Origin of the sequence: Mesorhizobium sp. M0243 (genome assembly GCF_040321775.1) — a bacterium.
GTDB lineage: Bacteria > Pseudomonadota > Alphaproteobacteria > Rhizobiales > Rhizobiaceae > Mesorhizobium.
Window position 1 is genome coordinate 38335 of record NZ_JAMYSF010000006.1, and the last position, 23865, is coordinate 62199.

The 23865-nt window shown below is 62.6% G+C and carries 27 protein-coding genes; 10 read left to right on the forward strand and 17 right to left on the reverse strand.

Features of this window, described 5'->3' with window-relative positions; translation table 11 throughout:
* Positions 1-10 precede the first annotated feature (10 nt).
* Positions 11-1051, forward strand: a complete 1041-nt coding sequence (locus NKJ11_RS09725) for a sulfate/molybdate ABC transporter ATP-binding protein (protein WP_023813221.1) — start codon at positions 11-13, stop codon at positions 1049-1051.
* A gap of 15 nt (positions 1052-1066) precedes the next feature.
* Here NKJ11_RS09725 and NKJ11_RS09730 read toward each other — a convergent pair whose 3' ends face one another.
* The 4 genes from NKJ11_RS09730 to NKJ11_RS09745 form a co-directional block, all read right to left on the reverse strand.
* Positions 1067-1465, reverse strand: coding sequence for a type II toxin-antitoxin system VapC family toxin (locus tag NKJ11_RS09730; RefSeq protein WP_352551696.1), 399 nt, complete (start codon positions 1463-1465; stop codon positions 1067-1069).
* Entirely contained in the window at positions 1466-1738 is a 273-nt protein-coding gene (locus tag NKJ11_RS09735) for an AbrB/MazE/SpoVT family DNA-binding domain-containing protein (RefSeq protein ID WP_023813223.1), read from the reverse strand. It lies immediately after the preceding gene.
* 156 nt (positions 1739-1894) lie between these two features.
* Positions 1895-2380 (reverse strand): GNAT family N-acetyltransferase, encoded by a 486-nt coding sequence (locus tag NKJ11_RS09740; protein ID WP_352793301.1) that lies wholly within the window; start codon positions 2378-2380, stop codon positions 1895-1897.
* The gene (locus tag NKJ11_RS09745) at positions 2380-2661 is read right to left on the reverse strand and encodes a type II toxin-antitoxin system TacA family antitoxin (protein ID WP_023813225.1); all 282 of its coding nucleotides are present in this window, start codon (positions 2659-2661) and stop codon (positions 2380-2382) included. The genes NKJ11_RS09740 and NKJ11_RS09745 overlap by 1 nt, the downstream gene beginning before the upstream one ends.
* Positions 2662-2914: 253 nt before the next feature.
* Here NKJ11_RS09745 and NKJ11_RS09750 point away from each other — a divergent pair, with 253 nt between their 5' ends.
* Positions 2915-3901 carry a sulfate ABC transporter substrate-binding protein gene (locus NKJ11_RS09750; protein WP_352679158.1) on the forward strand — a complete coding sequence of 329 codons (987 nt, stop codon included), beginning with the start codon at positions 2915-2917 and terminating at the stop codon, positions 3899-3901.
* A gap of 256 nt (positions 3902-4157) precedes the next feature.
* Positions 4158-4607, forward strand: a complete 450-nt coding sequence (locus NKJ11_RS09755; RefSeq protein ID WP_023813227.1) for an RrF2 family transcriptional regulator — start codon at positions 4158-4160, stop codon at positions 4605-4607.
* A 120-nt stretch (positions 4608-4727) separates the two neighbouring features.
* Here NKJ11_RS09755 and NKJ11_RS09760 read toward each other — a convergent pair whose 3' ends face one another.
* Positions 4728-5597: an NmrA family NAD(P)-binding protein gene (locus NKJ11_RS09760; RefSeq protein WP_352793163.1), complete on the reverse strand. Its 870-nt coding sequence runs from the start codon at positions 5595-5597 to the stop codon at positions 4728-4730.
* A gap of 43 nt (positions 5598-5640) precedes the next feature.
* A complete protein-coding gene (locus NKJ11_RS09765; RefSeq protein WP_352793165.1) occupies positions 5641-6063 on the reverse strand; it encodes a DoxX family protein in 423 nt (140 codons plus the stop codon).
* A 119-nt stretch (positions 6064-6182) separates the two neighbouring features.
* On the opposite strand from NKJ11_RS09765, the gene NKJ11_RS09770 reads away from it, so the two are divergent.
* Positions 6183-7088, forward strand: a complete 906-nt coding sequence (locus NKJ11_RS09770) for a LysR family transcriptional regulator (protein WP_352793166.1) — start codon at positions 6183-6185, stop codon at positions 7086-7088.
* A 113-nt stretch (positions 7089-7201) separates the two neighbouring features.
* Complete coding sequence (locus NKJ11_RS09775) at positions 7202-7363, forward strand: hypothetical protein (protein ID WP_352551689.1); 162 nt, start codon at positions 7202-7204, stop codon at positions 7361-7363.
* Positions 7364-7426: 63 nt separating this feature from the next.
* On the opposite strand, the gene NKJ11_RS09780 is transcribed toward NKJ11_RS09775, so the two are convergent.
* The 7 genes from NKJ11_RS09780 to NKJ11_RS09810 form a co-directional block, all read right to left on the reverse strand.
* Positions 7427-7975: a gluconokinase gene (locus NKJ11_RS09780; RefSeq protein ID WP_352551687.1), complete on the reverse strand. Its 549-nt coding sequence runs from the start codon at positions 7973-7975 to the stop codon at positions 7427-7429.
* 2 nt (positions 7976-7977) lie between these two features.
* A complete protein-coding gene (locus NKJ11_RS09785) occupies positions 7978-8964 on the reverse strand; it encodes an ABC transporter permease (RefSeq protein WP_127295464.1) in 987 nt (328 codons plus the stop codon).
* Positions 8961-9941 carry an ABC transporter permease gene (locus NKJ11_RS09790; RefSeq protein ID WP_127295462.1) on the reverse strand — a complete coding sequence of 327 codons (981 nt, stop codon included), beginning with the start codon at positions 9939-9941 and terminating at the stop codon, positions 8961-8963. The genes NKJ11_RS09785 and NKJ11_RS09790 overlap by 4 nt, the downstream gene beginning before the upstream one ends.
* Positions 9938-11485 carry a sugar ABC transporter ATP-binding protein gene (locus NKJ11_RS09795; protein ID WP_352793167.1) on the reverse strand — a complete coding sequence of 516 codons (1548 nt, stop codon included), beginning with the start codon at positions 11483-11485 and terminating at the stop codon, positions 9938-9940. Before NKJ11_RS09795 ends, NKJ11_RS09790 begins: the two co-directional genes overlap by 4 nt.
* A 79-nt stretch (positions 11486-11564) precedes the next feature.
* Positions 11565-12692 (reverse strand): sugar ABC transporter substrate-binding protein, encoded by a 1128-nt coding sequence (locus NKJ11_RS09800; RefSeq protein WP_352775249.1) that lies wholly within the window; start codon positions 12690-12692, stop codon positions 11565-11567.
* A 288-nt stretch (positions 12693-12980) separates the two neighbouring features.
* Positions 12981-14009, reverse strand: a complete 1029-nt coding sequence (gene gntR / locus NKJ11_RS09805; RefSeq protein ID WP_352793169.1) for an HTH-type transcriptional regulator GntR — start codon at positions 14007-14009, stop codon at positions 12981-12983.
* Between the two features lie 177 nt (positions 14010-14186).
* Complete coding sequence (locus tag NKJ11_RS09810) at positions 14187-15416, reverse strand: MFS transporter (protein ID WP_352551682.1); 1230 nt, start codon at positions 15414-15416, stop codon at positions 14187-14189.
* A 170-nt stretch (positions 15417-15586) separates the two neighbouring features.
* On the opposite strand from NKJ11_RS09810, the gene NKJ11_RS09815 reads away from it, so the two are divergent.
* The gene (locus tag NKJ11_RS09815; protein WP_031213606.1) at positions 15587-15877 is read left to right on the forward strand and encodes a DUF3175 domain-containing protein; all 291 of its coding nucleotides are present in this window, start codon (positions 15587-15589) and stop codon (positions 15875-15877) included.
* A gap of 11 nt (positions 15878-15888) precedes the next feature.
* Here NKJ11_RS09815 and NKJ11_RS09820 read toward each other — a convergent pair whose 3' ends face one another.
* Positions 15889-16665 carry a FadR/GntR family transcriptional regulator gene (locus NKJ11_RS09820; RefSeq protein ID WP_023813240.1) on the reverse strand — a complete coding sequence of 259 codons (777 nt, stop codon included), beginning with the start codon at positions 16663-16665 and terminating at the stop codon, positions 15889-15891.
* A 102-nt stretch (positions 16666-16767) separates the two neighbouring features.
* Positions 16768-17664: an NAD-dependent epimerase/dehydratase family protein gene (locus tag NKJ11_RS09825; RefSeq protein ID WP_352793170.1), complete on the reverse strand. Its 897-nt coding sequence runs from the start codon at positions 17662-17664 to the stop codon at positions 16768-16770.
* Between the two features lie 119 nt (positions 17665-17783).
* Between NKJ11_RS09825 and NKJ11_RS09830 the strand changes: the two genes are divergently transcribed.
* Positions 17784-18722 carry an NAD(P)-dependent oxidoreductase gene (locus NKJ11_RS09830; RefSeq protein ID WP_352611333.1) on the forward strand — a complete coding sequence of 313 codons (939 nt, stop codon included), beginning with the start codon at positions 17784-17786 and terminating at the stop codon, positions 18720-18722.
* 24 nt (positions 18723-18746) lie between these two features.
* Here the strand turns inward: NKJ11_RS09830 and NKJ11_RS09835 are convergent, their stop codons facing one another.
* Both NKJ11_RS09835 and NKJ11_RS09840 read right to left on the reverse strand, forming a co-directional pair.
* On the reverse strand, positions 18747-19529 hold the full coding sequence (locus tag NKJ11_RS09835) for a FadR/GntR family transcriptional regulator (protein ID WP_352793171.1): 783 nt from the start codon (positions 19527-19529) through the stop codon (positions 18747-18749).
* 197 nt (positions 19530-19726) lie between these two features.
* Positions 19727-20716, reverse strand: a complete 990-nt coding sequence (locus NKJ11_RS09840) for a sugar-binding protein (RefSeq protein ID WP_023813244.1) — start codon at positions 20714-20716, stop codon at positions 19727-19729.
* Between the two features lie 466 nt (positions 20717-21182).
* Between NKJ11_RS09840 and NKJ11_RS09845 the strand changes: the two genes are divergently transcribed.
* The 3 genes from NKJ11_RS09845 (at position 21183) to NKJ11_RS09855 (ending at position 23797) form a co-directional block, all read left to right on the forward strand.
* Positions 21183-21923 carry an ATP-binding cassette domain-containing protein gene (locus NKJ11_RS09845; protein ID WP_013530854.1) on the forward strand — a complete coding sequence of 247 codons (741 nt, stop codon included), beginning with the start codon at positions 21183-21185 and terminating at the stop codon, positions 21921-21923.
* Between the two features lie 41 nt (positions 21924-21964).
* Positions 21965-22963 carry an ABC transporter permease gene (locus NKJ11_RS09850; RefSeq protein ID WP_023813245.1) on the forward strand — a complete coding sequence of 333 codons (999 nt, stop codon included), beginning with the start codon at positions 21965-21967 and terminating at the stop codon, positions 22961-22963.
* Between the two features lie 66 nt (positions 22964-23029).
* Positions 23030-23797 (forward strand): SDR family oxidoreductase, encoded by a 768-nt coding sequence (locus NKJ11_RS09855; protein WP_352551679.1) that lies wholly within the window; start codon positions 23030-23032, stop codon positions 23795-23797.
* The last annotated feature ends 68 nt before the right edge of the window (positions 23798-23865 follow it).

The window sequence follows — 23865 nt, forward strand, 5'->3', positions numbered from 1 at the left end:
AGGGACCACTATGGAAGTTCGCGTTGCCAACGTGCGCAAGGAGTTTGACCGCTTTCCGGCGCTTCACGACGTGTCGCTCGACATCAAGTCGGGCGAACTGATCGCGTTGCTGGGACCGTCCGGTTCCGGCAAGACGACGCTGCTCAGGCTGATTGCCGGGCTGGAGCGGCCGACACGGGGAAAGATATTCTTCGGCGACGAGGACGCCTCGCACAAGTCGATCCAGGAGCGCAATGTCGGCTTTGTCTTCCAGCACTATGCGCTGTTCCGGCATATGACGGTGGCGGACAATATCGGCTTCGGCCTGAAGGTCCGGCACGGACCGTCGCGCCCGCCGGCGCAGGAGATCCGCCGTCGCGCCTCCGAGCTTCTGGACCTCGTCCAGCTTTCAGGGCTCGAAAAGCGCTATCCGGCGCAGCTCTCCGGCGGCCAGAGGCAGCGCGTGGCGCTGGCGCGCGCCATGGCGATCGAGCCCAAGGTGCTGCTACTCGACGAGCCGTTCGGCGCGCTTGACGCGCAGGTGCGCCGGGAATTGCGCCGCTGGCTGCGCGAAATCCATGACGCCACCGGCCACACCACCGTCTTCGTCACCCACGACCAGGAAGAGGCGCTGGAGCTTGCCGACCGCGTCGTGGTGATGAGCCAGGGCCGCATCGAGCAGGTCGGCACCGCCGACGATATCTACGACACGCCGAACTCGCCCTTCGTCTACGGCTTCATCGGTGAATCGAGTTCGCTTCCCGTCAAGGTCGAGAATGGCGAGATCTGGCTCGCCGATCGTCCGATCGGGATTGCCGCGCCCAACGAGCCCTCGGGCGATGCGACGCTCTATTTCCGCCCGCATGATGTCGAACTGCTGGACGGCTGCAGCGGCTGCATCGCCGGCACGGTCGCCGCCAGCCGCCGCGTCGCCGGCACGCGCCGGGTCGAGCTTGAGATCGGCGGAGAGCGCCAGCGGGTCGAAATCGAACTGCCGGTCGATCACCCCGCGGCCCAAAAAAGCCGGGTAGCGTTCCGCCCCGGACGCTGGAAGCTTTTTCCGGCGGCTTGATCCTCTGGTCGAGGGCTACGCCAGCCAGTTCTCGACCTTCAGGCCTTTGATCCGGTTGAACTCGCCCGTGTTGGCGGTCACCAGCATGGCGCCCAATGCACAGGCATGAGCGGCAATAAAAAGATCGTTGTGGCCAATGGTCTGGCCTGCCGCTTCAAGCTCGGCGCGAAGTCCGCCATACTCGGCATCCACCGGCACATCGAGCGGCAAGACAGGAATCTCGGCCAGCAAGTCTTCAACCTTCTTGAGCAGCTTGGCCGATCCCTTCCTGGCGCAGCCATATCGCAATTCCGAGGCGACCACGATGCTGGTGCAAACCGCGTCATCTCCCTCGCGCGACATTGCCCTCGCGGCCTTGCCAGCCGGGTTTCGGATCATGTCGCTGATGATGTTCGTATCCAGCATGAACCGCATCTAGAAAATGTCCTCGGATTTGACTGGCGTGTCGTCGATCTCGGGGAAGTCGTCTTCAGGATCGAGCGGCGGCTCTTTCGCCCACTGGGCGAGCAACGCGGTGAGGCCAGGTTTGCGAACCGGCTCGATGACAAGACGATCGCCTTCCCGGCTGATCAGGACTTTTTCGCCGGGAAGCTCGAACTCGACAGGAATGCGCACCGCCTGGCTGCGGTTGTTGCGAAACAGCTTCGCCTCCTTGGGCGGCGTTGTTGAATGACGGTTCTGGGGCATGTTGCAGCTCTTTTGTATATGCCATTTGTATATGCCAAACAGCGCCACGGTGCAAGGCCCGGGAAAACTCGGCACAGGAGACATCGCCTTGCCATCGCACCCCGGAACGTTTCGGTCTGATGGCGGTCGGCTTAATTCATGCTTCGAGCGACACGACTATCCTTTCGTCACGCCTTTCAGCGACAGCACCAAGGTCATTGGGTTTTTCGGCGAAGCCGCAAAACCGTAGTGTTCGTAAAAGGCTTTCGCCTCATCCGATATGGCATGAACAAATATCCCGCGAATCCCGAGGATCGTCGCGGCGCGACCTGCCCGTAAAACGGCGTCTTGCAGCAGCGCGGCACCCAGCCCCTTGCCTTGCCAGCCCGCGTCGACGGCAAGACGCCCGAGCACGACCATCGGAATGGGATCAGGCATGTTGCGACGAATGGCGCCGGGTGCCTGCGCGAGATCAAGCCCGCCCGAAGAGAGGCAGTAATAACCGACAACGCGCGCGTCTTCCGCCACCACATAGGTACGCGACGCGCCGCTGACCTGGTTGGCTCGCGCCCTCAGGCGAAGCCATTGGTCGAGACTTTCCGTCCCGCTTCGAAAAAGGTCGAGATCGTGGTTTTCGGCCAGAGGCGCGGGCGCCGATAGTATCATCCCTGCCACGGCCTGGGCACGTTCATAAGGCGTGCAAAACCTTCACCGCTTGGCGTCTCATCGAGGATGTCGAGATAGTGCCGATAGCTCTCGGGATCCACCTTGATCAGTGCCTGGTCGAGCAGCGTGTCCTCGGCCGCACGATATGCAGCATCGATCATAAAGTCGGAACGGGTCTTCCCGCGTATTTTCGCAGCACGGTCGATCAATATGCGCACATCCTCTCGGATGCGCAGATTGACAGGCTTGGCGTGGGTCTCGGGTGTGGTCTTTGTCATGGCAGCGCTCCTTGTCGCTCCCGTAGCACACCTGCATACACAATGTGTATCTTTTTTCGGAACAGTCAAACGAATTGGAACGATCGGCGTCCACCGAGGCGAAGTCGTGTTTGAAAGAAAAAACTACGAACCTTCTGTCTCGAGAACAAATTTTCTAGCAGCAATGTACTGATCCTCGGACCCATGCCTCGTCGCACACCACGCACCCCGGCTATGGTCCGGCTATAAACGCATTGCATCGGAGCCTGTTTTCATGAAACGATTTTTCCTCGGGCTTGCCACCGTCGCAGGCCTGTTCCTTGCATCCTCCCAAGCCTGGTCGGCCGACAAACTGCTCAACGCGTCCTATGACGTCGGCCGCGAATTGTTTGTTCAGGTCAACAAGGCCTTCATCGCGCAGCATCCGGGCGTCACCGTCGACCAGTCGCATGCCGGCACTTCGGCGCAGGCGCGCGCCATCGCGGAGGGCCTTGGCGCCGATGTCGTTACCTTCAACCAGGTCACCGACATCGACTTCCTGGTCAAGAAGGACCTCGTGTCGGCAGACTGGCAGAAGAACTTTCCCGACAACGCCTCGCCCTTCTATTCGCTGCCGTCCTTCCTGGTACGCGCCGGCAACCCCAAGCATATCAAGGACTGGAACGATCTCGTGCGCGACGACGTGCAGGTGATCTTCCCCAATCCGAAAACCTCCGGCAATGCGCGCTACACCTATCTGGCGGCCACCGCCTACGCCAAGGAGGCCTTCAAGGGCGACGACGCCAAGGTGAAGGAGTTCATCACCAAGCTGTTCAACAACGTGCCGATTTTCGACACCGGCGGCCGCGCCGCGACCACCACCTTCGTGCAGCGCGAGATCGGTGATGTGCTGATCACCTTCGAGTCGGAGACGCGCGGCATTCGCAAGGAGTATGGCGACGGCAAGTTCGAGCAGGTCACGCCTTCGGTCAGCCTGCTGGCCGAATTCCCCGTCGCGATCGTCGACAAGGTTGCCGACGAGCACGGCACGCGCGATCTGGCCAAGACCTATCTCGACTTCCTCTACACGCCGGAGGGCCAGGACATCGCCGCCCGCAACGGCCTCAGAGCCCGCGACGCCGCTGTGGCGGCAAAATACAAGGTCGATTTCCCCGATATCCGGCTGCTGACGGTGGAAGACGTCTTCGGCGGCTGGGACAAAGTACAGAAAGAGCATTTCGCCGCTGGCGGCCTGCTCGACCAGACCTACGGCAGCCGCTGAAGGCCGCGATATCTGCGGAGTAGACGGAAAAGCCGGCGCCCTGCCGGCTTTTTTCGTTTTTGAACGCCGAAAACCTGGTTATCAGCAGAATATCCGCCTTCTCAGTGCAAAACGTTACAAAGAATCAACGCGTTTATGCCTAACGTGCAATCTGGTGGCTGTTTGCGAAACATCATCGCAGGGCGAAGACGTCATTATTTGCACACAAACAGTCGGCAGATGCGAGTGGTTGGGGCTTTTATGGGTTGATCTGGGCATGCTGACAAAAAAAGGCAAATACGGCCTCAAGGCCCTCGTGCATCTGTCTGGCCTGCCGGCCGGCCAATTGGCCTTCGTCAATGACATCGCTGTGGCCAACAATATCCCGAAGAAATTCCTCGATGCCATCCTGGGCGAGTTGCGCAATGCCGGCTTCGTCCAGAGCCGCAAAGGCAAGGAAGGCGGCTACCGCCTTGCCCGGTTGGCCTCCGAAATCAAGATCGGCCATGTCGTGCGCGTGCTTGACGGGCCGCTGGCGCCGATCCCTTGCGCCAGCCGCACGCAGTATCAGCGCTGCGAGGATTGCGACGAGGCGACCTGCCAGGTCCGCCACATGATGCTGGAGGTGCGGCAGGCTATCGCCGAGGTGCTGGACAATCGCAGCCTCGCCGCCATGCGCGATGCGGACAATGACGATTTTCCGGTCGAGCTGACGTCGCAGATCTAAACCACCGACTGCAAGCTGACCGCGCTCAGACAGACATGAGATTCTTCCATTGAAGAGGGAGTTCTCCAAATCCCGGGTTGCGAAGACCTGAAATCACAGGAGAACCCCATACAGTTTGGCCTACCCGTTCAAATTGGACGCAGCCTCGAATATATCGCGTGCGGACGTCGTACCCGCCACGTGCTCCGTACCCGCCACACCGAGGTCCATCCATCCCGCATTCACGGCCTCGTACATTTCTTCGGCAGGTCCGCTGTGGCCCTTCGGGATGCCGAATTGCTCGAGCGCTTCCGCCCACCCCGCACGCGGGATTGCAAAGGCTTTCACGTCGAGATTCAGGACTTCGCCCAATTGCTCGGCGACGTCGTCCGCGCTGACCATCGAACCAAGCTCGACGATGCGCTGCCCTGACCACATTGGCCCGGTCAAAAGCGTTGCGAATTCCGCGCCGATGTCGTTCGTCGCGACCATTGTCGATTTCCGGTTTGTCGGATTGTAGAAAGCCGGCAGCGTTCCGCCCTGGGCGACCTGCAACCCGAAAAGAAAATTCTCGAAGAATCCGCCTGCGCGCACAAAAGCAACTGGCGATGTCAGGTCGCGAAAACCTTGCTCCAGAAGGGACAAGGCCGCGATTACCCCGTGCCCGCTGGTTCTGTTCGCCCCCATAGACGAAAGCGCAACCACTCGCGGCGGCGCTGTCTTGGTGAGCGCCTCGACATAGCTTGCAATCACGCCCTTTGCTTCCTTGTAATCGGGCGAAGGCGCCCAGACAGGGGGCAGCATGACGAACGCGCCTTCGACGCCTTCGAGCGCTCGCTCGATGGCTGCCGAATCGTTCCAATCGCCGTCAACGAGCTCCACGCCCCGGTTCGCCCAGCTCAACGCCTTCTCGCGGTCGCGGACCAGCGCGCGCACCTTCTTGCCTTGCGCTAGCAAATGCCTTGCCGTCGCGCCGCCCACGTTTCCCGTGATTCCCATTACTAAGAACATGTGTTTTCTCCTGATGTTTAGGGACAGAGCTGCCCCTGTTGGTTCAATGGATGAGCGGCAGAATGGCCCGGATACGGGGATCGCGCAGATAGAGGCCGCCCCAGGTCATCGCGCCCAGAAGCAGGGAAATGATTTCCGGCGGCGACCCCAACTCACCGATGCGGAGATGGGCGAAGATGGCACCTCCCAGAAAGCCAGTCACCAGGATCGCGCCGAGGACGGCGGTGAACGGGATGGCATAGAGGATGGCGCAGGCGAGTATGATCGGACCCACGACACGGGTCAGGTCCATCGCGAACCCGGTTTCCTGCAACATGCTCGCGATCCGTGCCGGCGCGAAAAGCTGAACAGTGCCGTCTGCCATCAAAGCGATAACGACAAACGCGCTCATTATCCGGCCGACCCACAGGGCGCGATGCAAGGTCATAGTTTCAGGTGTCTGATGCAGGTTCACGGTTTCCGACACTTGTCATTCTCCATTGGGAATATCCCATGTTCCAAGCTTACTGTGCCCCCAAGACGTGATAAACACCGAGGAAATGAACCGACTGTTCTCTTTTCGGGAAACAATACCGGGGCACGAAAATGCAAAATCTCGAACCCATCCTCATTTTCATAACGGTAGCGGAAATGGGGAGCTTCACCCGCGCAGCCGACAGCCTGGGCATCCAAAAGGGGAGAGCCTCAACGGCGGTCCGGAAGCTGGAAGAAGATCTCGGTGTCAGGCTCCTGCACCGGACGACGCGCAGCGTGCGGTTGACGGAAGACGGACGCGCATTTCATGCCCGTGCCCGCGATCTGCTTGCTGAAGTCGATGATCTGCACTCGATGTTCGCCGGCGATCGCGTGGCACTTCGCGGGCGTTTGCGGGTCGACCTTCCAACCGAAGTGGCGCGCACAACGATCGTGCCGGCCTTGCCGGATTTCATGGCGGCGCACCCCGAGTTGGAGCTGGAGGTGTCGAGTACGGATCGGCAAGTCGATCTGGTTCAAGAGGGGTTCGATTGTGTATTGCGGCTTGGACCCATTCGGGACAAGACGCTGATTGCCCGCCCACTGGGCCTGTTGCGCATGGCCAACGCTGCCAGCCCCGCCTATCTGGCGCGCCATGGCGTCCCTCGGTCGCTGGAAGATCTCCAGCGTCAGGAACATAGGACAATTCACTTTTCGACGGTGCTGGGCGCGAGACCCTATGGATGGGAATATCCGGACGGCGACAGCTATGCGACGCTTCAGTTGCCAGGTGCGCTACACGTCAACAGCGCGCAGACCTACGAAGCCGCCGCCCTCGCCGGCCTTGGTGTGATTCAGGCGCCACTCTTGGGCATTGGCCGATACTTGGAGAGTGGAGCGCTTGTCGAGATCATACCCGATTTTCGTCGCCGGGCGCTCGCCGTGTCCCTTGTCGTTGCGCATCGGAGCAATCTGTCGCGCCGAGTCCGCGCATTCATGAAATGGATCGAAGATGTGCTGACGCCATATATGGAATAGCGACACGAATATCTTCGTCCGACCCTCGAAATCAACATTTCTGAAGTTGTGTCTGCCGATCGGCGGTCCGGCGTCGCGGGCGCCGGCTCAAGCACGGACATGAGTACCGGGCCGTGCTCAGCCCCGCGCTGGCGCCGGGGGCGTCTGTCACCCCGGCAACGGACACCGCCAGGGATGGCGCCAAGAACATGGCCGTGCAGGCGCACTACATCCTGCTCAAGCATGACCGCCTGCTGGAGGCGCTGAGGCTCTACCCCGAGCAGATGCTGACGTGATCCCGCCGGCAGCGGCTGACCGAGGCCCAGGACAGCACCGGCATCGGCACTGACGATGAAAGTTCATGACCGGGGTATCAGGCGGACCGCGGCAGCGACGAGCTCACCGACCGGGCGCGTCGCATCGAGCGACAAGGCCCGCTCCTCCACTGCCGGCGGCTCGAGGATGGCGAACTGGCTGTCGACCAGGCTTGCCGGCATGAAATGGCCCTTGCGGTTACCGACACGCTGCCTGGCCGTGGCAGGGTCGATCTCCAGATAGAGGAAGACGATTTCCGGGCAGAAGCCGCTCAACCGTTCGCGGTAGCTGCGCTTCAGTGCCGAGCAGGCGGCAACCACGCCCTGTCCGCCGCCCACCGACTCCGCGATGCGCTCGCCGATCGCGTTGAGCCAGCCTTCGCGCAGTTGATCGGTAAGCGGTTCGCCGCTTGCCATGCGTGCGACGTTTTCCGGCGGGTGCAGCCTGTCGCCCTCGATGAAGGTAACGCCCAGCGCGGCCGCCAGCGCAATACCGACGGCCGACTTGCCGCAGCCGGCGACGCCCATCACCACGATGGCCGGAGACACCGAGCCGGGAGCGCCCGCTGGCGCCTGTGCTGCCTTTTCGTCCACTGTCAGCGGCTTGCCGGCGCGCGGCCGTAGAGCAGCAGCATGGCGACGATGACGACACCGTAGATGATCTGCCGCCCCGCCTCCGGCATCTGCATGACGGAGAGGATGGACTGCAGCAGCGTGATGAGGATGACACCGGCGACAGTGCCGAGATAAGAGCCGCGTCCGCCCAGGATCGAGGTGCCGCCAAGCACCACCGCGGCGATCGACGGCAGCAGATAAGCGTCGCCCATCGACTGCGCCGCCTTGGAGGCATAGCCCGCCAGAAGCACGCCGCCGAAAGCCGAGAGCCCGCCGGAGACGGCGAAGGCGATCATCACCACACGCCGTGTGTCGATGCCGGAGAGATAGGCCGCGCGCTCGCGGTTGCCGATGCCGTAGACGGTGCGGCCGAAGCTGGTACGGGTCAGCACGAACACCATCGCGGCTCCGATCAGCGCCCAGATGATGACCGCGTTGGGCACGCCCGGAATGGCGAAGCCGGTCGCCAGGTAGCGCATCGCGCCCGTCGCCGAATCCTGCGGCGAGAAGCCGCCTGTGTAGACCACCATCAGCCCTTGCGCGACAGCGTTGGTGGCCAATGTGATGATCATCGAGGGGATGCGCAGATAGGCGACGCCGATGCCGTTGACGACGCCGATCAGCATGCCGCAGAAAATACCGAACGGAATGGCCAGCGCCACGCCGACCGGGCCGTACGCCGCCGCAGCGCAGGCCATCATGGCGCCGGCCGCCACCGCCCACGGCACCGACAGGTCGATCTGACCGAGCAGGATGACCAGCATCATCCCGGTGGCGATGACGCCGAGGAATGAAGCCACCTTGAGCTGCTGCAGAAGATATTCAGGCGACAGGAAGCTTCTGGAATAGAGGCTGCCCAGGAACAGCAAGAGAACGATGCAGGCAAAGGCCGTCAGCACCGCCGGATCGGCGCGGCGGATGAATCTGGGCATGCGGCCGGCAATGCCGCCAAGCGTCGTTTCGCTCACAGGAACCACTCCAGCCGGTTGCGGACCCGAAACAGGGCGAAGGCGCCGAGGCTGACGGCGACCAGCAGGATAACGCCCTGGAACAGCGGCTGCCAGAGCGGATCGAAATCGAAGACGAACAACAGGTCGCCGATGGTACGGAAGGCCAGTGCGCCGAAGATGGCGCCGATGGCGCTGCCCTTGCCGCCGAACAGCGAAACGCCGCCGAGCACCACGGCGGCGATCGAAAACAGCGTGTAGGAGTTGCCGCTGGCATAGGCCGCTTCACCCGTATAGGTGAAGAAGGTCAGGAACAGTCCGCCGATCGCCGCCAGCAGGCCGGCCAGCGTGTAGGCGGCGAACTTGCCGCGCCGGATCGGCACACCCGACATGTAGGCCGCCGTCTCCGATGAGCCCGCCGCGTAGGCGGCGCGGCCGAGCACCGAGCGGCTGAACGGCACCCAGATCACCAGCACGACGGCCAGCAGGACGACCAGGCTCGCCGGCACCACGCCAAACACACGGCCGGTCAGCGCATCGGCCAGATCCTCATTGACCGAGCCGCCCGGGAATGGCCGCAGCAAAAGGCCGATGCCGTAATAGACGGCCCCCGTGGCAATGGTGGCGACAATCGGCTGCAGCCGGCCATAGATGACGATGGCGCCGTTGATCGCGCCGCACAGCAGCCCTACCGCCAGCACGGCGATGACACCGAGCGTCGTCTGCATCGGCGTGCCGACCACCAGCCAGGAGGCGAGGCAGTTGGTGAGCAGGAAGATCATACCGACGGACAAGTCGATGCCCGCGGTGATCACCACCAGCGTCTGCGCCATGGCGACAAAGGCGAGCAGCACACCCTTGTTCGACGCCGTCTGCACGACATTGGCGGTGAAGCCCGCCGGATGGTTCGAGGTGTAGATGACGAACATGACGATGAAGATGCCGAACGCCAGCAGCGTTCCGCGCTGCTCGGCCAGCCAGTAGCGCCAATCTTTCACGCGCTTGCTCCCAGGCCCACTGGGCTCTCCTCGCCATGGATGTTGAGCGCGCTTGATATCAGCGCCCGCTCGGTGATCTCGGCACCGACCAACTCGCGCTTGACCGCCCCGTCATAGAGCACCAGCACGCGATCGCAGCAGCCGATCAGTTCGTCATAATCGGTCGAGTAGAACAGGATCGCCGCACCCGCGTCGGCCAATTTGCGCATCAGCTGGTACAACTCCTGCTTGGTGCCGACGTCGATGCCACGCGTCGGATCGTTGAGCAGGATGATGCGCGGCTGGCGCATCAGCCATTTGGCGATGACCACTTTCTGCTGGTTGCCGCCCGAAAGCGCGCCGACCGGAATGTCGAGGCCCGCCGTCTTGATCGCCAAGAGGCCGACCATGTCGTCGATCAGCCGCTGCTCGGCGGCGCGATCGATAATGCCGGCTTTCGACAGCCGGTCGAGCGCCGCGAACGACAGGTTCTCGCGCACCGTCATCGGCAGCATCAGCCCTTCGGTCTTGCGGTCCTCGGGAATGAGCGCCATGCCGATGCCGTCGTCGCGCGCAACGGATGGACTGGTGATCGAGACAGGCTTGCCGTCGATCAGGATCTGGCCGCTGAGGCCCCGCAGCACGCCGAAGAAGGCGAGCAGCAATTCACGCTGGCCCTGGCCGTCGAGGCCGCCAAGGCCGACCACCTCACCTGCCCTGACGGTCAGCGAGATATCGTGCAGCCGGTCGGCCCATGAGAGCTTGCGGGCCTCGAGCCTGGGGGCCGCGGTGGCAGGCACGGCCGCCGGCTTGGGCGGAAAGATATGGCTGTATTCGCGGCCGATCATCAGTTCGACCACCTCATTGTCGCTCTTCGAGCCGGCTGCATAGCTGGCGACATTGCGGCCGTTGCGGAACACCGTGCACTGATCCGCCAGTTCGGCGATCTCGTTCATGCGGTGCGAGATGTAAAGCAGCGCCAGCCCTTCCGAGCGCAGCCGCTTCAGCACCGCGAAGATATTCGAGACATCCGCGGCGGTCAGCGCGGAGGTCGCTTCGTCGAGGATGAGGATGCGCGGCTTGCGTGCCAAAGCCTTGGCGATCTCGACCATCTGGCGGCGCGACAATGGCAGGTCCTTGACCAGCGCCAGCGGGTGGATGTCGGCTGCGCCGGCGCGAGCAAGTGCTTCTTCGGCGATGCGGCGCTGCGCCTTGCGGTCGATCATGCCGAAGCGTTTGGGCGGATCGGAAATGACGATGTTGTCGGCCACGCTGAGCTCAGGGACCAGCGACAGTTCCTGGAAGATGCAGACGATGCCGGCCTTGTTGGCGGCCCCCGGAGAAGCGAAGGTCGCCTCGCGCCCGTCCAGCGTCATGCGGCCCTCATCGGGCGCCACGACACCTGCCATGACCTTGATCAGCGTCGATTTGCCGGCGCCGTTTTCACCGAGAATGGCGTGGATGCTGCCGGCTTCGACGACAAGCTCGGCCTTCTCCAGCGCACGTACGCCGCCATAGCGCTTGGATATGCCTTCCATACGAAAGAGCGGAGCCGCACCGTCCATCGGCCCTCCCAGGGCGATTGTGGGATTGAGACAAGCGCCGCGGCGCAAGCCGCGGCGCCAGGCGACAGCCAGCGATGATTTACTGGTTTTCCTTGGTCTGACCCATGATTTCCTGGGCGCTGAAATTGATGCCGCAGGTCGGGAAGGAATTGCCGACGAAGAAATTATCGGATTCCTTGGGGAAATAATCCGTGCCTTCCTTCAAGTTCGGGTCTTCGGCGATCGCCAGCGGCAGCTTCACCTCTTGTGGCACCACCTCGCCTTCGAGTGCGGCGATCGCGGTCTTGATGGCGACGGCGACCTGAGCCGGACCCGAGCCTGCGGACGAGCACTTCAGCCCGTCGGCCGAATGCGCGGCGCAGAACTTGCGGAAGCCATTCTCGGTCTCGCCGCCAAACGGCACGAACGGATGCTTGGCGTCGATCATCGCCTGCACGATGCCGGTGTCGCCGCCCTGCCCGGTGATGCCGTCGAACGGACCGTTGGTGGCGATCGCATCCGCGGTCACTTTCTGTGCCACGCCGTCATCCCATTTGCCGGCGACTTCGGTCACGTCCCACTTCTTGCCGGACGCATCGAAGACCCCGTGGATGCCGTTGTGACGATCGGTGTCGACCGAGGTGCCGGCGACGCCGCGCACTTCCAGGATCTTGCCGCCGTTCGGAATCTTGGCGACCAGCCACTTGGCCCACAATTCGCCAAGGCCCTTCTGATCGACATTGACGTTGATGGCGTCCTTGGTGTCGAGGATGTTGTCGAAGGCGACCAGCACGATGCCGGCTTCCTTGGCGCGCTTGATGACCGGACCGAAGGCCGTCGGGTTCTGGGCGTCGGTGACGATGGCGTCATAGCCGGAATCGATGAAATTGTTGATCGCCGAGATCTGTGCCGGCACGTCCTCGCCCGTCGAGACGACCTTGAATTCCTTGATCTTGGCTTTGACTTCAGGTTGTGCGGCGTAGGCCTTGGCCGTCTGCACCATCTGGATGCGCCAGGTATTGGCGATATAGCCATTGGCAAAGGCGATGCGGAACGGCCCTTCCTTCTTGGGATATTTGAAGAATTTGGTCTCCGCGCTCCACGGCGCGAAACAGTCCGCCTGAGCGGCGGGACCCGACACGATTTCGGGTCCGGCGGCCATGGCGGCCGAATTGAGCATGACGAATGCAGTGGCGGCAACGACGCCACCAACAAGTGACTTGATCATCGATAATCCTCCCGATTGCAGTTCAGATTGTTCGTTTCGCAACGCGAATTTTCGCGCGATGGACCGGCACCTCCCGCCTCGCCATGCGCGTCCTTGGCCGACCCGGTTCCTCCCTTGTCGCCCCCAGCGGTACGAAAACTATCATATTATCCATAATAAACAAGTATTAGTTGTCGCTTATGTATAATAAACAGGTACGCCCTGTCGTTTATGCACCTGCCTGCGGGAAATGGTAGCGCTACCAAATTGGCGTGTAAACCGGCATTTGCACAGTCGCTCCTGTGCGTTTCAACGCGCCGTGCTCTCGCGGCGCTTGAGCTCGAAACCGAGGTCGACGATCCGTTGCTCCGGTCTGTTGCCGGCGATCGCCGCAAGCGCCAGGGCAACGGCACGCCGGCCGATCTCATAACGATGGGTGCGGATGCTGGTGACCGAAGGAAACGCCACCTGCATCATGTCGAGATCGTTGAACCCGACGATGCCGATCGTCTTCGGTACCGCGATCGAGGCGCGATGGCATTCGAACAAGACGCCGAGCGCGATATCGTCATTGTTGCAGAAGACACCGTCGAGTGTCGGCACCTTGGCCAGCGCATCGCGGAACATCTCGCGGCCGAGCGACACGCTGGACAGCACCGGCGTAGTGGTGACGAGGCGCGGGTCGAACAGGCCCGCGGCCTCCATCGCCGCGCGATAGCCGGCAAGGCGCCGCTGCGAACGCGGATCCATGCGCGCGCCGATGAAGCCGATGCGGCGATAGCCCGCCTCGATCAGATGCTCGCTCGCCGCCCTGCCGCCATCCAGATGCGAGAAGCCGACCATCATGTCGACCGGATCGGGACCCGTTTCCATGACCTGCACCACAGGGCAGCCGGCACTTTCCAGCAGCTTTCGCGAAGCCGGTGTCTGATCGATGCCGGCGACGATCAACGCTGCCGGCCGTTGCGAACCGAACACCTGCAGCAGCCGCTCTTCCTCGAGGCCGGAATAGTGGGTGTTGCCAAGCTGGATGCGGAAGGGGCTGGCCGACAGGCTGTCATAGATGCCGCGCACCACCTCGGCGAAGACGTTGTTGGTAAGCGACGGCACCAGCACGCCGAACACCTCCGCGCGCGCCGAGGCCAGGGCCCGGGCATTCGGGTCCGGCACATAGCCCAGTTCGTCGACGGCGGCCTGGATCTGGCGGCGCAGCTCTTCGGACACACGCTCCGGCTCGCGCAGGGCGCGCGACACGGTGATCGCACCAACGCCGGCCTTGCGCGCGACATCCGCGATGGTAGGGCGGCCGCCGCCCCGGCGCGAGCGCGGCTTGGTCAAGGGCGCACTCCTGGCGACGGGCTTGTGCAGCCAAGCGCCTTTAGAACCATATTCAGGGTCTTTGCCACCGTCGTCATGCCAAATCGGCCTGTTGCCGCACCCATCCGCCCTCCGGCGTCGCGCAGCCTTGGGTGGTTGTCAAGCCGCGCAGCTCCCGGACCATTGGGCAGGGTGAGCTCAGGCCATCACGGCTGTGCTGCGCCGTGCCTTCCACAACAGCAGCCCGATCGCCAGTATGTTCAGCAAATTCCAGGCGATGCCGTTGAGGAACGCAGCCGCATAGGAGCCGGTCAAATCGTAGATCCAGCCCGACATCCAGCCGCCGATCGCCATGCCGAAGATCGTCGCCATCAAGACGATGCCGATACGCTGGCCAGCCTCTTTGGCCGGCATGTAGTCGCGCACGATGATCGCGTAGCAAGGCACGATACCGCCCTGCGACAGGCCGAACACCAGCGACACCACATAGAGCGAGGCAAGCCCGTCGAATGGGATGTAGAACAGCAGCGACAGGCATTGCAGCACCGAGCCGATCATCAGTGTCCACACCGCGCCGATGCGGTCGGCGAGAAAGCCCGATGCCAGCCGACTGACGACGCCGCCTGCCATCATGATCGACAGCATGTCGGCGCCATGTGCGACGCCGTAGCCAAGGTCCATGCAATAGGCGACGATATGCACTTGCGGCATCGACATCGCCACGCAGCAGCCGAGGCCGGCGACGACCAGCAGCACCTGCAACGCCGCCGGCGACAGCGGCATCGACTGCACCGGCCGGCTTCCGGGCGAATCGGCGGCAGCCGCAACTGGGGCACCGCGCCGCAGCATCAGCACCAGCGGCACCATAGTCACCAGACAGAAGATGCCGATGGCGGCATAAGTGAAGCGCCAGCCTTCCGCCTTTATCAGCGTCGGCATGATGGTCGGCCAGATCGCTCCGGCGAGGTAGTTTCCGGCGGCCGCCGCGGTCACCGCGACACCGCGCCGGCGGTTGAACCAGTGCGAGATATCGGCGATCAGCGGCCCGAAGATCACCGACGTGCCGATACCGATCAGCACTCCTTGGGCAAGCGTGAATTGCAGGATCGAGGTCGACAGCGCCGCGAGAAGCAGGCCGGCGGAAAGCGCAATCGAAGAGAGCAGCGCCGGGATCCAGTATCCCATCCGGTCGATGGCGCGGCCGACCAGCACGTTGCCGGCGGCAAAGCCGACCATGGTCGCAGTGTAAGGCATGGACGCCGCTGCGCGGTCGACGCCGAACTCGGCCTGCACCGCGGGCAGCACGACGACGACTGCCCACATGCCGACGGCGCCGATCGTCGCCAGCAGCATCGAGATGGCAAGCCGCATCCAGGCATAGGAGCTGTCGATGCCGGGGCCGGGCTGGATGCTGTCGGTTCGGGTCAAGGCGTTTCCTGTCGGCGGTCTCGGAGATCGGCTGCCGTTTGCGCCAGTATCGGCGCATTCTCGGGTCGCAGCAGCGCCACAGCTGGCAAATCCGTGGCTCCAGAGCCAGGGCGGAACCGATGCCGATGTGCGGAGTTTCCTGGCAGCCCACCCTGCAGAGGAGTCCTGCGATGACCGCCACCAGGAAAAAATGGTCGGCCGAGGTGACCGAGCACAGCGACGCGATGGATCTTGAGGATCACGTCTTCGAATCGGACGACGCCAGGAAGATCGCCGCCTCGCTCAAGCGATCCGCCGAACACAGCCACCGGCGCAAGGCCGAGCCGTTCCAGTCGGCCATGTCGATGCTGAACTTCTACATCAACCGCGCCGGCAAGAACTTGCCTGCCGCGCGCAAAAAAGTGCTTGAGGACGCCAAGGACGAACTGCGCAGCGCCTTCGGACGTGACAAGGATGATTAGCGGCGGCCGGCCTACCGGGCGCGGATGACGCCGTCTGTGTTGGCGAGCAGTTTGCGCACTGCATTGCGCGCCGCGTCGGGGCGCTGCAGGCGGATGTTCTTCTCGATTGCCTCGTGCAGCTTCTGCGCGTGGTTGAGATCGTCGATCTCCCGCGTCGTATAGGCAAAGAGGTGATCGAACGCGGATTCGATCAGTACGCCGAGCGGCACCAACAGGTCGTTGCCCGAAGCCCGCAGGATGGCAAGATGGAAGCGCGTGTCGGCGCGGGTCCGCTCCTGCAGGCTCGTCGCCTCTCCCATCTCACGGCAGGCCAGGCTGATCTCGGCCATCTGCTCGTCGGTTCTTCGCATGGCGGCAAACGCGGTCGCCTCCGGCTCGATGATGTGGCGGAATTCCTGCACGGTCTTGAGGAACACCTCGCGATCCGGCGACGTCGCGTACCAGGCAAGCACATCGCGATCGAGCAGGTTCCAGCGCTCCTTCGGCTCGACCCAACTGCCGATCTTGGGACGTGAGGCGAGCAGGCTCTTGGCCATCAGCATCTTGATCGCTTCGCGCACCGCCGAGCGGCTGACGCTGAAGGTCTCCGACCATTTCGCTTCATTGGGCAGGATGGTACCGGGCGGATAGTCGCCGCGCACGATCCTGAGGCCAATTTCGCTGGCCAGCGAGGCGTGGACGCTGGAGCCTGGAATCCGCGCGGCGTCCGCCCGGCGAACGCCGCCCGGACGGTCCCCGGAGGCCGCTTTCCCCAACGATTTTTCCTTGTTCGGCTTCGCGTCCCGCATGGGTTCCAGAAAGTCCGTATTAAGCAGGCTGTCAAGCGCGGCAAGCGGCTTGCACCGCAAAGCCGCCCGCTGTGCACAGATCAGCCTCGCTTGCTTCGCGGATCAGTCCTGCTTGACGTATCTGCGCCAGCTATGCTCCGGGCGGAAACCGAGCACGTCGCGCGCCTTGCGGTTCGACAGCAGCGTCTCGTATTCACCGAGTTCGGCCTTGACCGGCACGCCGGGGTAGAACCGCTTCAAGAGTTCGGCGGTCGGTAGGTCGGACGAGGTGTCGTCATTGGCCGCGTTGAACACCTGATAGCCGAGCCCGTCCTTCTCTATGGCGCGCAACGTGATCTGGCCAAGGTCGCGCGCGTCGACATAGCTCCAGGCGATGCGCTTGCGGAAACCCGGATCGGCGAACCATTTCGGAAACAGTGAATATTCGTGCGGCTCGATGACGTTGCCGATGCGCAGGGCATAAATGTCGGTGCCGTTGCGCTGGGTGAAGGCCCGCGCCGTCTTCTCGTTGACGACCTTGGACAAAGCATAGCTGTCCATCGGATCGACGTCATACTCCTCGTCGAGCGGGAAATATTTGGGATCGCGCGGCTCGTTGGCGAACACGAGCCCATAGGTCGTCTCGCTTGAGGCGATGATAACCTTGGGGATGCCGAGCTTCACCGCCGCCTCGATGACATTGTAGGTGCCGAGCGCGTTGATGCGGAACACCTCGTTGTCGGTGGTGATCATGATGCGCGGGATGGCGGCGAAATGCACCACCGCATCGACCGGCTGCGGGCGCAGCGACGGGTCGAATTCATGCAGGCCCATATAGCTCGACAGTGCGTTGAACACCTGCCCGCTGTCGGTGATGTCGGTGATCAGCGTGCGCACCTTGGGATTGTCGAGCGGCCTGGTGTCGATGTTGAGCACCTGGCAGCCTTGCTCCACCAGATACTGGACGACATGGCGTCCGGCCTTGCCGCTGCCGCCGGTGAACATGATCCGCTTCGTCATTTTGCTCTCCACATTCTCAGGAATTTATGTGTATTGTCAGACAATACCGCCATCCGCAACCATCCTCGCCTGCAAAACGGCAGCGCCTGACATCAATCATTGCAACAGGACTTGAAGACATGAACACGACTGCCGCGAGCGAAAAGATCGGCTTCATCGGCCTTGGTCTGATGGGGCACGGGATCGCCAAGAACATCGTCGACAAGGGCTACAGCCTGACGTTCCTCGGCCGCAAGAACCGCAAGCCGGCGGAGGATCTGCTCGGTCGAGGTGCGAAGGAAGCATCAACCTCGCGCGATGTGGCGGCGGCGTCTGATATCGTCTTCATCTGCGTCACCGGTTCGCGCGAGGTCGAAGCCATCATTCGCGGCCCGGGCGGCCTCAAGGAGGGTTTGAAGAAAGGTTCGGTCGTCGTCGATTGCTCGACCTCAGACCCAGTCTCGACCATTGCGCTTGCCGCTGAGCTCAATGCACTCGGCATCGATTTTGTCGACGCACCGCTCAGCCGCACGCCGAAGGAAGCCTGGGAAGGCACGCTCGACGCCATGGTCGGCGCACCGGACGCCCTCTTTGCCAGGGTGAAACCGGTGATCGAAACCTGGGCCGGCCGCATCGTCCATATCGGCGACACCGGCGATGGCCATCGCATGAAGCTGCTCAACAATTTCATCTCGCTTGGCTACGCAGCGATATATTCCGAGGCACTGGCACTGGCTGAGAAGGTCGGCATCTCGCCGCCGCGCTTCGACAGCGTCATTCGCAATGGCCGCATGGATTGCGGCTTCTACCAGACCTTCATGCGCTGGACGCTGGAAGGTGACCGCGACGCGCACAAATTCACCATCGCCAATGCCTTCAAGGACCTGACCTATCTGGAATCGATGGCGGGTGCGGCCGGCATTGCCAACCCGCTCGGCAACGCCACCAAGAACTCCTTCGCCGGTGCCCATGCAACCGGCCCGGCCGAGCAATTCGTACCGATGCTGGCGACGCATATCGCTGGGGTGAACGGTGTCGACCTGATGCCGATGAAGGATGGCAAGAAACAGACCATTTAACCGATTGCCCAACGCTGGCGCCGATCACCGCCGCCACCGCCCTATCCCATCGTCGGTATCTGCAAGCAGCTTGTGCACGGCGTTGCGCGCGGCGGCGGGGCGCTGCAGGCGGATGTTCTTTTCGATCGCCTCATGCAGCTTCTGCGCCTGGCGCTGATCGGCGACCTGCTGTGTCGTGAATGCGAAGAGATGGTCGAGCGCCGACTCGATCAGCACGCCGAGCGGCACCAGAAGGTCGTTGCCGGAAGCGCGCAGGATGGCCAGATGAAAGCGCGTATCGGCGCGGATACGCTCCTGCAGGCTCAAGGCCTCGCCCATGTCGCGGCAGGCCTGGCTGATTTCCGCCATTTGCTCGTCGCTGCGCCGCATGGCGGCAAAGGCCGACGCTTCCGGCTCGATGATATGACGAAACTCCTGCACGGTTCGCAGGAACGCCTCGCGGTCGGGCGCCGTCGCGTACCAGGCCAGAACGTCGCGGTCGAGCAGGTTCCAGCGCTCCTTCGGCTCGACCCAACTGCCGATCTTGGGGCGTGAGGCCAACAGGCTTTTCGCCATCAGCATCTTGATGGCTTCGCGCACCGCCGAACGGCTGACATTGAAGATCTCGGCCCATTTGGACTCGTTGGGCAGGATGGTGCCGGGCGGATAGTCGCCACGCACGATCCGCAGGCCAATCTCGCCGGCCAACGAGACATGGACGCTCGCCCCCGCAAAATGCGCGGCACCAGCCTTCCGCATGACAGCCGGACCGTGGCTCGCTTGTGCCTTGGTTCGGTCGGTTCGCTTGCTTGACTTCTCGTCCGGCATCCACGTTCCAATGCGTCGACCGTCTGTCGTCCGGACTGGTCCGAACCGTACGGGCGCCGATCTCGTTGCCGAAAAATCCAGATCACGGGCGCGGCAAAGCCGGAGCCGATTGCCCCAACTATTGCGTCCGTTCGGGAATTACCGCTTCCGTTCAGGAATGACGGGGCGCCCGCACCGGGCGCCCCGAAATCGAGAACCTACTTCTGGATGCAGGTGTCGACCGTATCCTTGGTGCACTCGTCGAGGCCGGTGAACACCGGATCGGCGACCGCCTTGCCTTCGATCAGGTCGATCATCACCGACGGTGCCTTGTAGCCCATTTCGAACGGCCGCTGGCCGACCAGAGCCGTTACAAGGCCGTCACGAGCGATCGCCACTTCGTCGCCGATCGTGTCGGCGGCGCCGATGACGAAGTCGTTGCTGGCGATCCGGTCCTTGAGCGGCCCGAACAGATCGCGGTAGGGCTGCGGCGCGCCGAACAGCGGCCAGCCGCCCATGATGCCGAAGGCGTCCAGCTTGGGGTTGGCGGCGAGGATGTCGGTCATCGCCTGCACGCCCTTGGCGCCATCGTCATTGGTGAACACCGGGCAGCCGGGAACTTCGGTCCAACCACCTTCACCCGCAAGTGCGGCAAGGCCTTCCTTGCCCGACAGTGCGTCACGCATGCCTTGCGCACGGCGCAGGATGTTGTCGGCTGCCGGGTTGCCTTCGATGGTGCAGATCGTGCCACCATTCGGCTTGCCCTTCTTGATGTACTCGCCGATCTTCTTGCCCATCAGGTAATTGTCGGTACCGAGATAGGTCTTGCGAAGACCTGCGTCTTCCTTGCTGAGATCGGCATCGACCGTCATGATCGGGATCGTCGGATTGGCGCTCTTGATCGTCTGCGCGATCAGCGGCGCGTTGGACGGCGAGATCGCCATCGCGACCGTGTCGGCCTTGCTCAGCATGTCCTGGACGATCTGCGCCTCGCCGGCCTCGTCCGAAGTCGACGCCGGACCGGTGTAGAAGCATTCATACTCCGAGCTGGCGTTTTCCTTGTTCCATTTCTCGCAGCCCTGGTGGATGGCCTCGAAGAACGGATTGTCGAGACCTTTCACGACAATGACGAGCTGTTTCTTGGCCAAAGCCGGCCCGGCACCCAACGCCATTGCGGCGACGGCGGCGAGCAAAAGTGTTTTCCTCATGTCAGTCCTCCCTTGAAACAAACGGACACGGCGTGCCCGCCATACAGATCGACCGGATGCGTGATGACCGAGGGTCGTTTCGCGAGCGCTCGTGTCGCCAGGACAGATCGATAAGCATTTCCAGATTCGGCTTCAGATCAACTCACACACAGGTGCCGCTGGATCTTGGGCCGTCAAACCTCCGCCGATTCCGGCCGGCAAACCGCCAGCGGGGATCGGCATAATCTCCTCCGACGCTTAGCTAATATCGGCTTGGCGCCAACGTCAATGCTATTTGTCCTACAAAACGGATTTTTAAAATAGTCCTGGCCCAATTCGTCCGACAATTGATTGACGTGCGCCGGCTTTTGCGTAAAAGAACGCTAACGCCGTCTTCGGGAGGAGCCGGGGAGAGCGAGGCCAAAGCAGCGTCGGCATCCACGCCGGGAACAGCGGCAGGTCGCAAATCACGGGGAGGCAAAGGCTGGTGGCGGTTCTCGAACTCACCAACATCTCAAGGCATTTCGGCGCCATCCAGGCCGTCAACGACGTTTCGCTGTCGATCGAGCCCGGACAGGTGGTCGGCCTCATGGGCGACAACGGCGCCGGCAAGTCGACGCTGGTCAAGATGATCGCAGGCAATTTCCGTCCGAGCCATGGCACAATGCACATGGACGGCAAGGAATTGATCCTGCACAAGCCGGCGGAAGCCCGCCAGCACGGCATCGAGATCGTCCACCAGGACCTTGCGCTCTGCAACAATCTGACCGCCGCCGCCAATGTCTATCTCGGCCGCGAGTTGCGGCGCGGCGTCGGGCCGTTCCGCATCCTTGACTATGCCTCGATGTACAAGCGCGCCGGCCAGCTCTTCGCCGAATTGAAGTCCGAAACCCGTCCGCGCGACCTCGTCAAGCAGATGTCGGGTGGCCAGCGCCAAGCGGTGGCGATCGCCCGCACCATGCTGTCGCAGGCCAAGATCGTGCTGATGGACGAACCGACGGCCGCTATCTCGGTGCGCCAGGTCGCCGAAGTGCTGAACCTGATCCGCCATTTGCGCGATCAAGGCATTGCCGTCGTGCTGATCAGCCACCGAATGCCTGACGTCTTCACCGTCGCCGACCGCGTCATAGTCATGCGGCGCGGCCGCAAGGTCGCCGACAAGACGATTGCGTCGAGCTCGCCCGAGGAAGTCACCGGGCTGATCACCGGCGCTATCGAACAGGTTTGATTTCAGCGAATTTCACCACGCACAGCAGATGAAGGTCGACGATGGCACTGACAATTGACCAGCCGATCGAACACAAGCAGCAATCCCTGCCGGCAAGAGTGTTTGCCAGCCAGACCTTCTGGGTGGTGATCGCCGTTATCCTCGCCTGCGTGTTCCTGTCGTTTGCCACCGACGCGTTTGCCACGTCGAAGAACCTCTACAACATCACCCGCAACATCACCTTCGTCGCCATTATCGCGCTCGGCATGACCTTCGTCATCATCACCGGCGGCATCGACCTCTCGGTCGGCTCGGTGCTGTGCCTGTCGTCGATGATTTTGGCCGTCACGATGCATGCCGGCTACTCAATCGAGGTCGGCATCCTGGCCTCGATCGCCACCGCGCTCGCCATTGGCGCCTTCAACGGCGTGCTGATCGCCTATCTCGGCTTTCCACCCTTTGTGGTGACGCTCGGCATGCTGTCGATCGCCCGCAGCCTCGCCATGGTCGCCTCCAACAACACGGTCGTCTTCCAGTTCGGGCCGGACCACGCCAAGCTTCTGTCATTGGGCGGCGGCGCCTGGGTGTTCGGCATCGCCAATCCGGTGCTTTACATGATCCTTCTGGCGCTGATCACCGGCTTTATCCTGCGCTGGACGAAGTTCGGCCGCCACATCTTTGCCATTGGCGGCAACGAGCACGCGGCAACGCTGACCGGCGTTCCGGTGCGCCAGATCAAGGTTGCCGTCTACATGATCTCGGCGCTGTCGGCCGGCATTGCCGGCATCATCCAGACCGGCTGGCTGGGTGCCGTCACCACCAATCTCGGCACCGGCATGGAACTGCAGGTAATCGCCGCAACCGTCATCGGCGGCGCCAATCTGGCTGGCGGCGTCGGCACCGCCTTTGGCGCCATCGTCGGTGCGGCCCTGATCGAGGTGATCCGCAACAGTCTCGGTCTGCTCGGCATCAATGCCTTCTGGCAAGGTGTGTTCATCGGCGGCGCCATCCTGCTGGCGGTGCTGTTCGACCGCATCCGCAATTTCCGCCGCAGCGACTAGAACCATGATCCCGAAAAGTGGAAACCGGTTTTCGGGCAAGATCATGGTCAAACAAAAGACGGTTTGATGGCCAACTCCCTGTTCAGCCTCAAGGGGCGGGTGGCGCTGGTGACTGGCTCCGGTCAAGGCATCGGCTTTGCGCTGGCTCGGGGCCTCGCCGGACACGGTGCAAGCATAGTGCTGAACGGTCGCGACACCGCCAGGATCGACAGCGCCGTCGAAAAGCTGCGCGATGTCGGCTTCAAGGCGCACGCCTCGGTATTCGACGTCACCGATTTTCAGGCGGTCAACGCGGACATTGCCCGCATCGAGGCCGAGATCGGCGCCATCGACATCCTCATCAACAATGCCGGCATACAATTCCGCGCCCCGCTCGAGGACTTTCCCGAGGAGCAATGGGAGCGCCTGTTCAAGACCAATGTATCGGGCGCCTTCCATGTCGGCAAGGCGGTCGCCCGCCACATGATCCCCCGCGGCAAGGGCAAGATCATCAACATCGGCTCGGTGCAGAGCGAGCTGGCAAGGCCGAACATCGCGCCATACACCGCGACCAAAGGCGCGATCCGCAACCTGACAAGGGGCATGTGCGCCGACTGGGCCAAACACGGCCTGCAGATCAATGCGATCGCACCCGGCTATTTCCGCACCGAGATGAACCAGGCGCTGGTCGACAATCCGGAATTTTCCGCCTGGCTGGAAAAGCGTACGCCGGCCGGGCGCTGGGGCAATGTCGACGAGTTGATCGGCGCCGCCGTGTTCCTTGCCTCCGACGCATCGTCTTTCGTCAACGGCCATACGCTGTATGTCGATGGCGGCATGACGGCTTCGGTTTGAAGGGCGTTCTTCCCTTGTGGGAGAAGAAGAAACCTATCGCTCAGTCTGAAAATCCGGCCGAATCGGCC

Bases quoted from the DNA above. Each gene is read 5' to 3' on its own strand.
- NKJ11_RS09725 (WP_023813221.1), top strand. From the start codon at position 11: ATGGAAGTTCGCGTTGCCAACGTGCGCAAGGAGTTTGACCGCTTTCCG.
- NKJ11_RS09730 (WP_352551696.1), bottom strand. From the start codon at position 1,465: ATGCGGTTCATGCTGGATACGAACATCATCAGCGACATGATCCGAAAC.
- NKJ11_RS09735 (WP_023813223.1), bottom strand. From the start codon at position 1,738: ATGCCCCAGAACCGTCATTCAACAACGCCGCCCAAGGAGGCGAAGCTG.
- NKJ11_RS09745 (WP_023813225.1), bottom strand. From the start codon at position 2,661: ATGACAAAGACCACACCCGAGACCCACGCCAAGCCTGTCAATCTGCGC.
- NKJ11_RS09750 (WP_352679158.1), top strand. From the start codon at position 2,915: ATGAAACGATTTTTCCTCGGGCTTGCCACCGTCGCAGGCCTGTTCCTT.
- NKJ11_RS09755 (WP_023813227.1), top strand. From the start codon at position 4,158: ATGCTGACAAAAAAAGGCAAATACGGCCTCAAGGCCCTCGTGCATCTG.
- NKJ11_RS09760 (WP_352793163.1), bottom strand. From the start codon at position 5,597: ATGTTCTTAGTAATGGGAATCACGGGAAACGTGGGCGGCGCGACGGCA.
- NKJ11_RS09770 (WP_352793166.1), top strand. From the start codon at position 6,183: ATGCAAAATCTCGAACCCATCCTCATTTTCATAACGGTAGCGGAAATG.
- NKJ11_RS09795 (WP_352793167.1), bottom strand. From the start codon at position 11,485: ATGGACGGTGCGGCTCCGCTCTTTCGTATGGAAGGCATATCCAAGCGC.
- NKJ11_RS09800 (WP_352775249.1), bottom strand. From the start codon at position 12,692: ATGATCAAGTCACTTGTTGGTGGCGTCGTTGCCGCCACTGCATTCGTC.
- NKJ11_RS09815 (WP_031213606.1), top strand. From the start codon at position 15,587: ATGACCGCCACCAGGAAAAAATGGTCGGCCGAGGTGACCGAGCACAGC.
- NKJ11_RS09820 (WP_023813240.1), bottom strand. From the start codon at position 16,665: ATGCGGGACGCGAAGCCGAACAAGGAAAAATCGTTGGGGAAAGCGGCC.
- NKJ11_RS09825 (WP_352793170.1), bottom strand. From the start codon at position 17,664: ATGACGAAGCGGATCATGTTCACCGGCGGCAGCGGCAAGGCCGGACGC.
- NKJ11_RS09830 (WP_352611333.1), top strand. From the start codon at position 17,784: ATGAACACGACTGCCGCGAGCGAAAAGATCGGCTTCATCGGCCTTGGT.
- NKJ11_RS09835 (WP_352793171.1), bottom strand. From the start codon at position 19,529: ATGCCGGACGAGAAGTCAAGCAAGCGAACCGACCGAACCAAGGCACAA.
- NKJ11_RS09840 (WP_023813244.1), bottom strand. From the start codon at position 20,716: ATGAGGAAAACACTTTTGCTCGCCGCCGTCGCCGCAATGGCGTTGGGT.
- NKJ11_RS09850 (WP_023813245.1), top strand. From the start codon at position 21,965: ATGGCACTGACAATTGACCAGCCGATCGAACACAAGCAGCAATCCCTG.
- NKJ11_RS09855 (WP_352551679.1), top strand. From the start codon at position 23,030: ATGGCCAACTCCCTGTTCAGCCTCAAGGGGCGGGTGGCGCTGGTGACT.